This window comes from Vibrio sp. 14N.309.X.WAT.E.F5 (assembly GCF_030397615.1).
Lineage (GTDB): Bacteria > Pseudomonadota > Gammaproteobacteria > Enterobacterales > Vibrionaceae > Vibrio > Vibrio lentus.
This window is the reverse complement of the sequence record NZ_JAPNXR010000002.1, coordinates 37,831-50,528: the sequence shown is the minus strand read 5'-3', so window position 1 is coordinate 50,528 and position 12,698 is coordinate 37,831. Positions and strand designations below refer to the sequence as shown.

Below are 12,698 nucleotides of genomic sequence, written 5' to 3'. Positions count from 1 at the left end.
AAGCGATGGAAAGCGTTTTATTGAAATATCGATAAAAATTCTGGGTTTATCGGGGCATTCTGCACAAACTGAAGCAATTCACATCGAACATAATCGGCAGTTTCTCTACTATAGGGAAACTGCTTCTTTAATATGGAACTGTATGAAAAGCACCGAACTCAATTTAATTCCTATATTTGTTGCTATCTATGAAGAGCAGAACTTGTCTAGGGCTGCTAATCGCATGGACATAAGCCAACCTGCTGTGAGCAAAGCGCTTGCACGGTTGCGAGATATCTATGACGAACCACTGTTTCACCGAACCACATCAGGCGTAGAGCCGACCACTTTTGCTATTGATATTTACCCTGCAATGGCTGCTGCGCTTAAGAACTTTACTTCTACCTTATCGGCTTCAAGAGACTTTGACCCAAAAACATCAAATCGTATTTTCTCTATCGCCTGCGTTTCCGCGGCAAGCTACGAAATGGTGCCAAGAGTCATGCAGTTGATTAGCCAAGTGGCGCCGAACATCGCGTTAGAAGTCCATCCTTTGTTTACAGAAGATTATGAATCGGACTTGAGGCTCCAAAGACACGATGTGATCATTGATATGACGCCAAGAGGAAGAACCACGCTCAAGCACGAGGTGGTTTCTACAGAGGAGCTCGTGGTGGTGTGCCGTTCAGATCACCCCGTAATTAGCGATACTATCAATATGGAGCAATTTCTTACTCTCGATCACGTCGTGGTGTCACGCTGGCATGCGCGTAAAAGCTTATTAAGCTCTGAACACTTTAGTGATTTGGAAAAGCGAAGAGTTGTGTATCGAGCTGCTGGTGTTGTCGAGATGCTCCCTGTGATTGAGGGATCTGATGCTATTGGCATGCTTCCTATGTCATCGGTGCGATGTTTTGCTGAAAAGTACAATGTAAGAACTCTGCCTTTGCCCTTTGATTTGGAAGACCTCGATATGTGTATGATTTGGCACCCAAGCCGCACTAATGAACCAAGCCATAAGTGGTTACGCGCTAAGATCAAAGCGGCGGCCAAGGACACCTCGACTAAGCCTTAAAAGGACTACGTGATGACCGCACTCGCGCGATTCTACGTAGAAAGAAAACCAATATTCCAGAATTAAGGCAAGCGGTCTTTGCGGCGAGGGATAGGGATATCGACCTACAAGTGAGAGTCACTTGGGAATCGTCGGATATGTTTCGTTTAGTCAATGAAAGTAACGTTTGTTATTATTCTAATGACACCGTGGATGATTTTTCTACCGCAACACGAATCCCCAACAATATGAAGCCGATTTTAGTGTGTTTCATTGACGTATTATATTGTTTAATTTGTTGGATTTCTTCATTAAGACTCCAAATTAAAATAAGGTAAATATTTAAATAGAGATGCACTATTAATAAATAATGGGTTGATTAGTTTTGGACGTATAAATATCTGGTGAGATTGTATGGATGTGTCATACGTGAACATTACGATACTTAGCGATGTGTTTAAATTGGCTAATCTAGCGATGAAATATAAGTATAATAAAAATTAACGCAATGTTTCGGTTGTATTGTAGAAAGCTTTAAACGTTGCTTTAAATCTAGTGGACATTTAATAGTACGAAGGCGTTACGGCTTTTTGTGCTCTGCGTGAAAATAAGATGAATGTAGAATGATTTTCCTATTTGATATAGGAAAGCGCTAATTGCTGATACACCACTGATACACCTGACCTCGATGATATGAGTAATATTTCTTAATGCCACAGTAGGTGGCTTGTTAAATTTTTATTTGTCGAGGTTATTATGTTTAATCGTCAACTCATATCTGCGATAGCTATGGTAGTTGGTTTATCTGGATGTGGCAGTGATAGTGATACTGCTGTTTCCACGCCCCTTGTCCTTTTCGACGGCTTTGTTACCGTAGTCCCTGAGCAAAATTCGTTCGTCAATTTGCGTCCTTTTGTATTGGCAGGCGCATCAGCTGAACTTGAACTCACAGATATTTCACTTGTGAGTGGTAGTGATTCAGGTTGTAGTGATTCACCGGTCGTTTCTGAGCTAGGGGTATTAGGTTTTGAAACAACAGTGAATGGCAGTGCGCTTTGTAAATATAGTTACTCAGTTGTTAGCGCTTCATTCGGGAGTAAGGAAGTTGTCGAGAAAACAGCGTCAATAAATGTTTTTGCTACAACATCAGAAAATCCAGTATTGAAGCCAATCTCTGTCGCGTTGGAGCTTACTGAACCAACTTCTAAGAAAACTGTTTATATCGACAAAGCATTAGAAGCCGCTGGTGATACATGGCCAAGTGGTTATACGTTGTCTGATAATGTAACGTTATTTGGTGAAGGTGTTTTATCGTCCGATGCAACAACGCGAACAATTACGTTCACTCCTACTAAAATCGGTTCAAATCGTATTGTTTACAGGCTTGTCGATGGCGAAGGTTCTGCTCATAAGTATGGAACGATAGAGATCTCTGTGCTTGATAATAATGCGCCGATTGTAAGTAATGACGGTGAATGGAAAGATGAAGTTAAACTCAATACTCTGACCGACATTGATATTGCAGAATTCGTCAAATCGCCAAATGGAGATGATGTTCATCTAGCGGATGTGAATTCATTTACTGCGAGCGTAAACATAAAAGCAACTGAATCTTCAGATAATACAGTATTTACGTTTATGAGTAATGTGTCTGGAGAGCACTATGTAAGCTACGTGGTGGGCGATAACAAAGGCCAATTTGATACGGGAATTGTCAAGGTTATAGTTGAAGAGCGTGATATAAAAGCTAGTTGGGGTGATGATTTAGCAGGCGGCTTGGCCTTTACTGGACCGTTAACTAAATCTGAATCAGATGCTCTTGGCGCTGGTGCTACGGCGGGCTTTTTTGATGGAGTTAATACACCGGCGATATTGATTTCACATTGGACGTTTGATGAAGCGAAAGCTTATTGTCATTTACCAATGCGCCTTCCTTCTAAGGAGGAACTAGATACGTTGAAACTGAACAGTATAAGGCATGAGGTCGCTAAATGGCCGAAAGATTCAGCGTACTGGACAGGGGATGGTGGTCTGTACAATTTAAATTCAGACGGTGGCGCCGTTGCTCGTCACGCTACTCGGTCGTCAGACTTTGGAACTCGAGGTTACGTAACATGTGCTAACTCAGTCGGGTCTCTTGAAATTACGACTAGTAATTCTGAAGAGGTAATCGCTGATGGTGAGGACACCGGTGTAATTGAAGCGCGTGTCATAAACCCAGAAGGGGAAGCATATCCTGGGGTTGCTATACAAGTCGCAAGTGTCAGCGGTGAAGGAATTGTTACTTCAGATGCTGAGCAGGTTACAGACGAAAACGGCATTGTGACGTTTTTTGTAACTTCTTTAGAAGCAGGGACTCAGCAGTTTGTTATACGTGTAGAAGACGCAGGTGTTAAAAAAACTGCTGATATTACGTTTAGAAAAGAAATTACTGACATTAGATTGCCAACCTCAGTAAATTATATGTTAGTTAATGATGTTGAGAAGTTATCGGCAACGGAAGTATATGGAGATAGTACTACATCACCTTTGATAAATGGTAATTGGACATTAACGAGCAGCCCTAGCGGCACTGATTTTACCTTGACTCAAGAAGGAACTTTTTTTAGTGGTGTGACTGGTTCTTTCGGAGTGACTGTCGACAAGGATGGTGTTACCAGTAATGAACTTCCGATCCGTGTGTGCGAAACAACGGCAGAAGCATGTATTGATGTTGTCGATGTCAATAATGGGAAGCTATATACTGGCTCCCCGTCAGTCCCTTGGTTAGATAGCGTTGGCTTAGCCCATTTAGCGGACGGAAAGGAGCATCCATTCTCGACGAGTTCTGGCAATTGGTACGGACCTGTGGGTAGTGAGTTCTACATTTTTAAATGGAATTCGGCATTTGGTCTTTGCTTGGCATATAACGACATAGCGTTAGAAGGGCGAACGAATTGGCGTCTACCAAGTCTTGATGAGTTAAGAACTGAATTATTGGGTGAGGTTGAGGATCGTGTTGAGGTTGAGGGTGAGGGTATTGAGGGTGGTATTGAGGGTGGTCGTGATATGTATGATGACCGCACTTGGGCGACTTGGTCTCAATATTGGACTACAACCTATGCTGGGACAGTAAACAACGGTGCAGCAGATGACGGAAGTAATCTGTATTTTGTTATTGGCACCGATGGTAATCACATGATAAACGACGCACCAAAACGGAACTCATTATACGTATCCTGTACTTCAGAACCTATGTAATAATATTAAATAAAATAATGTTTAAAAATTTCTCTACGCCAGGTTGAAACCTGGCGTTTTTACATTTAATCATCAATTTTAATTATTATAAAAACTCATCTCTCTAGTGTTTAATATTTAAGTGTATAGTTTATATTTGTAATCGGGCAATATGGTAGATACACCATAGATACACCATAGATACACCATGGGTGTCGAGATGTATTATTATCTCTCTGGTTTATTTTAAGGGGGATTATTATGTTTTATTTCTACGGGCATTCAATTCAAATACAATACCAACCAAAATTTTCATCTATTTTAGGGGGGGTGTCTAGCGTGGAAGTACTATCACGTTGCTTTGATAGTAATGGGTTATCCGTTCCTATTGAATACTATGTAAATAGCTTGAAATGTAAGGGTTTAATTAACCCGTTTACTATCCATTTATTGTCGAAAACTATTGATGAACTTTCATTAAATGGTTATTCAAACGTAGACTTCTCAATAAATCTGTTTCAAGATCAGCTAAATGATATGGAGTTCATTGCTGAATTTCTAATGTTTGTTTCTGAACATAAAGGGAAAGTTACCGTTGAATTATCAGAAAAAGATAGTAATAAAAATAAGAAAAAAGCGTTGTCAATTCTGAATTCAGCCGGTGTAGATGTGTCATTAGATGATTTCGGTATAGAAAATTCAACTTTTGAAGAGTTGTTATCATTCGAATATCAAGAAGTTAAAATTGATAAGAGTGTACTGGTTACTGCTGAAGAAAGCCTAATGGCCGAAAAGTTGGTTAGTGCGCTGGTTAGGTACTGTCATAGACATGGTTTACGTAGTGTAGCAGAAGGAGTTGATAGCCAAGAAAAATTAAATTTTATGCTCAATGCAGGCATAGATGAGTTACAAGGTTTTTTTCTTAGTAAACCGTTAGTGATTGAACAGTTAGTCGAACTCAAGCAATCGTTTGATATAAATACTTATGAAATAGGGTATTAATGTCAAGGATTGTCATATTACTGCTATATAATTGGTGTGCTGATGCTTAATAAACCAGAATTTTCGTTTGTGTTGTTTATTATCAGTCTTTTGTTATCTTGTTGCTTCGTCTTGGTTGTTCATCTTGTTGAACTTATGATGTAGACGTTATTTGTGTTTTATTCTAAGAACTGTTTAGTGTTCTTATAGGATGAGCACACTACTAGGTATGTTAGGTTGATGATTGCAAATTATATGTTACTTTTAATGTGTTGCAGTAATCGTGTTGTCGTCTAGATTTGGTTAATTGAGGTATGTTTTGGTCATTAAAGAAGGTGTAATTGATCGAGAGTCTGAGTTTTTTTACTTTACAAATGTTATATGTAATGGGGATAAAGAGGTGGCTTTGGGTTTTGTAGCGGCTTTAATGCAATCAATTGGGGCTACGCTAATTATTCCAAGCACTGATTACGAAAGGTTCGCAAATGAGTTACATAATTTATCCGGTAGTTGTGGCTTGATGGGGTTTACTTATTGGAGTAAAAAACTGTCGCAGTTCGAACATAATGTTACTGACGTTGCTAGCTGTGTAGAAATTAAAACTAAAGTGACAGTGATGCTGAAAAGTGTGGCGTTGTTGATTGATTCGCATAGTGAATCTTAGCAGGAGGGTGAGGGGGAGAGAGTGAAAAAGAAATTAAGGATGTTACTTGTTGAAGACGATGTTTTTACTTCTCGGCTGATTAAAACATATTTTGAGGAGAGAGGATTCATAGTAGAGCAATCATTCGACATTGGTAGTACTTTGTTTAAGTCAGTGCCTGATTCTTTTGATATTGCCATAGTTGACATACATTTACCTTCGGGGTCGAGTTTGCTTGTAATGGATAAGATAAAGTCGTTGATAAGATGTCCTATTGTGGTCAGTACATCAGATTTAAAAGAAGACGTTGAATTAAAAAGTTTGTCGCTTGGCGTAGTCGATGAGTATGTTGTTAAATCGCGTGGGTTGGAAGTACTATTACAACGTACAATGCGTATTCTACAACAGAATGAAAAACAAACTTCAAATGTGGACGTTGTAAGTTCGAATAACAATAGTATAAAGGTCGGGCCGTTTGAGCTACATTATTCTATCAACCAAATAAGCTGGATGGATAATGTATTAAAGTTATCTAATCAAGAGGTTAAAACCATTAATTACTTGATGTTGAATGCTAATTCATTAGTCAGTAAAGATGAATTTTATCACGTTGTTTATGGATTTGAATATGACGGTGCGAATCGTAGCTTCGATTTACTAATGTCTCGATTGCGTCGTAAGCTTGCCGATAAGAAAATCCCTTTTAATATTGTCACTATTGCGGGGCGTGGTCATGTATTAAGGATCGACGATTTATGAAGAGAGTTTCAATTCGTCGATTGTTTGTTGTTTTGGCGTCGTTGGCAGTGCTTGGAGTTTTAGTTGTTGTTAGTTTGATATATGTAAATAACATCAATGTCAATCGTCACAAGAATGCAGTTTCTGTTACGGAGAATCTGGTTGTTGGCATGTCGGTGAAGTTCAAAGGTTATGAACTTTGGAATCATTTTCTTGACAGTACTAAAGACGTCAAGCCAAAAGTGCTAAGCCAACTGAATGACGAATTAAAGTCTGATGCACATAAAGTTCTAAGTAATTATGCTGATCTCATGAAAAATGATTTAACACCTTTCGACCATGCGAGGTTACACCGCATGAACGATGAAGTATTGAATCGATGGCATTTGATCGCAACTGCAATTAATGTCTATCCTAACGTGCCAAATTCATTGTTTTTAAGGATTAATCGAAGTTCTGAGTTAATCCAGATTGATGCAAGCGAGATTTATAACCAGAATTTCAAGAGAGTCTTTAATATTCAAGAAAAGCAGCAAAAATTATATAAGTTAATTGTAAGTTCGCTTGTGTTATTCCTTTTTATTAGCTTGTTTATGATCTTTATATTTTACAGGTATATTGTCATCCCTTTTTATAAAGTTAAATTGTATATTTCGAAAAATGATTCTTTTTACATGTCGAAGATAAAAAAAGTAGATACGATTTTTATAGAGCTTTATTCGATATTTAAGTCCCTGTCATCAGTCAGCACTGATTTTTATCTTTTGTATAGATCTATGACAAGGAACTTAGATGTTAAAAGTAAGTTTCTTAATGTTGTTAGTCATGATTTAAGAACACCTTTAGGTGTTATTATTGGGAATTTAGAATTGGTTAAAGAGGATCGTTTAATTAAGGGCGATGACATGCGATTACATGACTCTTACTTAAGCGCCAATGCTCTGAAACGAATTCTTGACTCCAGTATGCTTTTGAGTTCCATTCAACAGTCAACAAGTAGCAAGTTAGTTCCTGTTAAATTACCATTAGTTGTCGATACCCTTTCCTCAATATTGTCTTCTGATTTAAAGCACAAAAATGTAACATTGCAATTTTTTTATAGTAAAGACCTGCCTTTAGAGCTTATGTTAATTAACCATAACTCAACTCAGTTGTTGCTCAACATTATTGATAATGCAATAAAAGCCTGTAGTACTGGTGATATTGTAAAAGTTCGCTTTAAGATATGTTCCGACCAGTTAGTGATTTCTGTGTTTGATTCTGGTGTAGGTTTAGAGAAGAGTGAGTTGCCAATTTTGATGTTGCCATTTAAGCAAGGTAAAACCTCAAGTGGAAGTATTGGATTGGGCTCTTATATTACTACGATGTTGATTAAGTCGATGAAGGGCAGTTATGGTATTTCGAGTCGGCGTGGTACAGGTACATTGTTTGTTATGAGGTTTCCGTTTGTTTCGATAAAAACTGCCGAAAAATTCGGTGAACTTTATTCGTTAGAAGCACCTTTGCGAAAGCTGTATTTAAAAGGTAACTATATCGTTAAACGCAAACGTCATGGACAGGTATTTAATATCTTGCACTCGGTTGAGCTGAAAGATACAGGTGTTAGTAGTGAAAAAGAACAACCGATGACTTCTTCTTTAAGAGCGCTACTTGTTGAAGATTTCCCATTGAACCGAGATTTGTTTTTACGCATAGCGAAGTTAATTAAACTCGATGTGTCAACTACTCCAAATGGACAAAGCGCTTTAAAAATTTTGGGTGAAGATAAGTTTGATGTCATATTTATGGATTTACAGTTGCCTGATGTCAACGGAATTGAAGTGACGCAAAAACTCCGCGAGCGAGGAGATGATACTGTGGTAGTAGCATTGACTGCTTCTATTGATCCCAATATCAAGAAGGCTTGTATTGAGTCTGGGATGAATTACTTTTTAACAAAGCCCTTTGCTATTGATAAATTGTCGGACGTGTTACGTAAAATTGAATATGCGAAAAATAAGTCTCGTGATTTCTAGCCTAATACTGTAATAAATATAATAATCGGATTATCAGATAGTCATCTGTTTTTTACCGCCGTTAAATCGGCTTAGTGCGGAGTACACCTCTTTATATCGTTTTAGGTTTTGAGTCATACAGAAGCACTTTAAGCATAGAATACAGGCCCCTTCACTGGTGAAGTGTTAGTTGGTGTATTCAGCTATGGCCTGCTAGCTAGTATAGGGCAGAACTTGTACCGAATGTCCTTCTTGATGGTTCTAACTCTAGTCAAAGCTTATCCTCCCTCTGAACTGCCAAAAGTTATCGAAAAACCAAAGCATCCAGCTGACGACCGAAGTACATTGTTCACCCCCAAACCTGCTGGTTGGAGAGCAATTGTCTTCAATCGCTGCCGATTACCCTAGATGATGAACCTTATCGCTCCAACTAAACTGATGCTTGAGGCAGACCCTCAGCATCATTTAAGCCGTAAAGATCTGTTATGCCTCTTTTGGCGTCTGTTCTGAGTGGAGCAAGAAGTAAGACACCCAATCATCAGTCGGCAACGGCCTTGCAAAGAAATAGCCTTGAGCATATTTACAACCTATCTGGCGCAGGGTCTCTACGTGGTTTTGAGTTTCCAAACCTTCTGCTATCACTGAAAAATCCAGTATTTGTGCGAGTTTGAGTACCGCGCAAGTGATCTCGTAGTCGACCTTCGACGAGTTAATGTCTTCAATAAAGCTTCGGTCTAACTTGACGCAATCAGCAGACAGATTTTTCAACACTGACAATGAAGAATAACCCGTACCAAAATCATCAATCGCGATCTTATACCCCTTCGAATGAAGCACTTCTATAGTCCTTGAGCATGTCTCGAAATCTCGCATCATGTCTCTTTCAGTGATTTCCAGTAGCAACTGATGTGGCTGACAATCGGTTTCGTCGAGTATCACTTGCAGTTGTTCAGCGAGGTCGGTCATGTAGAACATCCTAGCTGAGAAGTTGATGGAGAAAATCACACCTTGAAGGTCTAAGCCCGCACGCTGCCATTCGGTGATCAGGTTGGCGACTTTCTTAAATACCCACTTATCAATGTCGATGATCAAGTCACTTCTCTCGGCGACTTCAAGAAAATCAACCGGTGGTAGTAGCCCTAACTTGGGATGTCTCCATCGAATTAAAGCCTCGGCTCCAATGATATCTTGTGAGTTTAAATCCACCTTGGGTTGGAAGTAGACTTCCAGTTCGTCATTGGCGATTGCTTGATGAAGCCCCATATTGGTTTCGATTAAGTCATTGACCGCATGGGTCATTTCGTCAGCATAAACTCTGTATTGGTCTCTACCATTACGTTTGGCGTGGTACATGGCGGTATCCGCGTTTCGAATTAAGGTTTCACGATCCAAACCGTGAGTCGGGTACTCACACACGCCGATACTTGCTGACACGAAGATAGAGTTGTCATCAATGTAATAGGGTTTTCTCAATGCTTGGTTCAAGCGGTCAGCGATTGGCTCGCCCTCATCCAAACCAACGTTTGAATACATGACCAAGAATTCATCTCCGCCCATTCGAGCAACAAAGCCTTTGTCTCCGACCAGCTTACTCAGAATGTCAGAGACGTTAACCAATAGGCTGTCGCCTGGCGCGTGGCCTAACGAGTCATTGATGGTCTTAAATTCGTCAATATCGAGATAAAACAATAAGAAAGGTGCGTTGTTCTCACTTGAACGCTCGATTTCTTTGTCTAACTGCTTGGTTGCTAATAGTCGATTCGCTAAGTTGGTTAGCGGATCATGATGTGCAAGGAAGTCGAAGTTCTTCTTTTCCTCCGTGAGATCCAAATAGGCTTCAGACAGTCTCGATGCCATGTTGTTATAGGCTTTTTCTAAGTGAGACCATTCGTCATTTCTGCCCAAATTGATTGGGTTTTTGAGGCTACCGGATTCTAAACGGTCGAAGCCATGCCTTAGCGCGTTGAGGGGTTGTCTAATGTGGTGTCTAACCACGTGGTTGACCAACAGCTTCGACAATACAATCGCGAAAAAGCTCATGATAATGGCGTTTAACCTTGATAAACCGATCTCTTTTTCAAGTTGGTCGGTTAACTCTAAGGCTTGGGTTTGGACACGTAACTCGGTGTTTTCTACCATCTCTAACAAGTCACTTTGTGCTGCTAAGAGTGACGCCATCACTAACCAACGCTGTTCGAGGTTAGCGCGAATACGTTTCAAAGCGGCGTTGTATCGTTTAACCGTTCGGCTGATTCGCTTCTTCTCGGTGATAACCGCGGGTGTTTCTATATCAACGTTTTCTAAGTGAAGCAAAAAGATATCGAGTTCTTTCTCGACTTCGATAAGCAGTACTTTCTCGGTTTCTGGAGTGATACGACTGTGTATGTCGCCTACCATTTTTCCTGAAGTTAGAAAAGACTCTCTCAACATGTTGATAAGATCTAATTCATTGTTATAACGGATAAAATTAGGTTGGTCTAAGTGCCTGAGCTTACTATCGGCTATCGCAAATTCGAGCTGATTCAGTTGATCGGCTAAGGTTGCATCGATTTGATTTGTTTGCTTAAAGATTCTATTCAGTGCCAGTGAGCTACCCAAGAATCGGTGGAAGTTATTAATAAAGGCATCAATCTTTTGCGAGAACCCTTCATTGGTCGACAAATCTCTTAGGCGTTGGAGCTGAAAATCCACGTTAAACGCTTCTTCAGACAAGGTGGTTTCGCTGAACAAGAAGGTTTGTTCAAGCAGTTTCACTCGAGACGTCAAAGTGAACACTCGGCGGCTGATTTCGGAGTTCACTATTAACTCTGAAACGTGTGTAGAGGTTTCGGTTTTGAGTGTCGATTCTACGTAATAGAGCGACCGAATCACCATGATGACGGCGAGGCTGACGATCAACAACGATAAAAGGTTCGAAATAATGAGTCGTTGGGTGATGTTTATCTGACGTAATTTCATTGTGGCTTCCAAATTCTCAGATACGCTTCACGGTAACCGTTTTTAGGGTCGTAAATACCTTTGTCTTCTTGGCTTATTAGCTCTTCAACATTATCAGGCGTGACGAGATGAACAGGGGCAGAGTAGCCACTCGGTGGCATGTCGTTAAACGCTCGGTTGAGCTCGTCGACAATTTGCCAGCCTTGTAAATAAAGCGGTTCAGGGACAGTAGCCAATTGGAACTGGCCGCTGTTAATTCGTTTGTATGCGGCTTTACTTCCGTCACCTGCGGAAATGTTTTGTGGAATCAGTCTGTACTCTTCGAGATTGGACTCTAGAGAAGGGATAGCGTAATCAATGTATAGATCGTTAATTGCTAGTATATGCGTGATTTTTTCGTCGTATTTCTTCTCTAGCATTTTTAATGTTGCAGGCATTTGTTCGGCGATTTTTTCTAGCGGCAGGTAGTTCAGCTCAAGAACATCGCACGTGTGACAACGTTTAATCGTGTTGACCATAGCGTTGGCTTTGATCATCGCTATTTCATAGTTCGGGTCGGTGAACACCACGGTTTTGGCACGGCCATTTGAGTTGACTATAGCGAGTAGTGCCGCTATTTCGGCCACATCAAGAGGGTCGGTTGTAATATTTGTGTATAAGCCAATATCTGGGTTTCCACCCGCCAATTCAGTCACATGCCACCCAATGACAACAATCCCGAGACTTTCGGCTTGTTTTAAGATGTCTTTGTGGCGGACAGCATCAATCCCACCGAGAACAATGGCATCGGGTTCAAAGCCAATTGCTTTTCTGATCGCCGCACCTTGACGCACTTCTGAGCCCAAACCATCGATGAACCTAAGATGCCAATTGATGTGAGAAATGGCTTCAGATATGCCTTTCCCTACGCCATACACGCCACCATTACGTAGGTCAGACGCGACGAAGATAACACTCTTTTCATGACGCACAGCAGGCCCTTGTGTTGGCCCTCCCCAAGTTCGTTGACTGGACACCGCTCTCATTACTTTCTCTTCAGCATATTGGAAGAAATCGTCTTCTGGATTACCTGCAAAACTGTTTGAGTAGCAGGTGGTAGCGAGCAACAAACTCGCAAAATTAATTATCTTATTCATGAATTCTATAAAGTGCT

General features: G+C 40.3%; 8 protein-coding genes and 1 pseudogene. 7 read left to right on the top strand and 2 right to left on the bottom strand.

Going from position 1 to position 12,698, the window contains the following annotated elements; genetic code table 11:
- The first annotated feature begins 142 nt into the window (after positions 1–142).
- The 7 genes and pseudogenes from OW495_RS02625 to OW495_RS02600 all read left to right on the top strand — a co-directional run bounded on the left by OW495_RS02625 (position 143) and on the right by OW495_RS02600 (position 8,629).
- Positions 143–1,054: a LysR family transcriptional regulator gene (locus tag OW495_RS02625; protein ID WP_065112921.1), complete on the top strand. Its 912-nt coding sequence runs from the start codon at positions 143–145 to the stop codon at positions 1,052–1,054.
- 29 nt (positions 1,055–1,083) lie between these two features.
- A pseudogene (locus OW495_RS23870) lies at positions 1,084–1,284 on the top strand (lipid kinase YegS); the annotation flags it as partial.
- A gap of 505 nt (positions 1,285–1,789) precedes the next feature.
- Positions 1,790–4,273: an Ig-like domain-containing protein gene (locus tag OW495_RS02620; RefSeq protein ID WP_102512687.1), complete on the top strand. Its 2,484-nt coding sequence runs from the start codon at positions 1,790–1,792 to the stop codon at positions 4,271–4,273.
- A gap of 240 nt (positions 4,274–4,513) precedes the next feature.
- Positions 4,514–5,254: an EAL domain-containing protein gene (locus OW495_RS02615; RefSeq protein ID WP_102512686.1), complete on the top strand. Its 741-nt coding sequence runs from the start codon at positions 4,514–4,516 to the stop codon at positions 5,252–5,254.
- 298 nt (positions 5,255–5,552) lie between these two features.
- Positions 5,553–5,897, top strand: a complete 345-nt coding sequence (locus OW495_RS02610) for a hypothetical protein (protein WP_102512685.1) — start codon at positions 5,553–5,555, stop codon at positions 5,895–5,897.
- A 21-nt stretch (positions 5,898–5,918) separates the two neighbouring features.
- A complete protein-coding gene (locus OW495_RS02605; protein ID WP_133153957.1) occupies positions 5,919–6,635 on the top strand; it encodes a response regulator transcription factor in 717 nt (238 codons plus the stop codon).
- The gene (locus OW495_RS02600) at positions 6,632–8,629 is read left to right on the top strand and encodes a response regulator (RefSeq protein WP_289884820.1); all 1,998 of its coding nucleotides are present in this window, start codon (positions 6,632–6,634) and stop codon (positions 8,627–8,629) included. The genes OW495_RS02605 and OW495_RS02600 overlap by 4 nt, the downstream gene beginning before the upstream one ends.
- 462 nt (positions 8,630–9,091) lie before the next feature.
- On the opposite strand, the gene OW495_RS02595 is transcribed toward OW495_RS02600, so the two are convergent.
- Complete coding sequence (locus OW495_RS02595; RefSeq protein WP_102513368.1) at positions 9,092–11,566, bottom strand: EAL domain-containing protein; 2,475 nt, start codon at positions 11,564–11,566, stop codon at positions 9,092–9,094.
- Positions 11,563–12,681, bottom strand: coding sequence for a substrate-binding domain-containing protein (locus OW495_RS02590; RefSeq protein WP_102513367.1), 1,119 nt, complete (start codon positions 12,679–12,681; stop codon positions 11,563–11,565). The genes OW495_RS02595 and OW495_RS02590 overlap by 4 nt, the downstream gene beginning before the upstream one ends.
- Positions 12,682–12,698: the final 17 nt, after the last annotated feature.

Coding starts and splice junctions, on each gene's coding strand:
- OW495_RS02600 (WP_289884820.1), top strand. CDS start 6,632: ATGAAGAGAGTTTCAATTCGTCGATTGTTTGTTGTTTTGGCGTCGTTG.
- OW495_RS02620 (WP_102512687.1), top strand. CDS start 1,790: ATGTTTAATCGTCAACTCATATCTGCGATAGCTATGGTAGTTGGTTTA.
- OW495_RS02625 (WP_065112921.1), top strand. CDS start 143: ATGAAAAGCACCGAACTCAATTTAATTCCTATATTTGTTGCTATCTAT.
- OW495_RS02590 (WP_102513367.1), bottom strand. CDS start 12,681: ATGAATAAGATAATTAATTTTGCGAGTTTGTTGCTCGCTACCACCTGC.
- OW495_RS02595 (WP_102513368.1), bottom strand. CDS start 11,566: ATGAAATTACGTCAGATAAACATCACCCAACGACTCATTATTTCGAAC.
- OW495_RS02615 (WP_102512686.1), top strand. CDS start 4,514: ATGTTTTATTTCTACGGGCATTCAATTCAAATACAATACCAACCAAAA.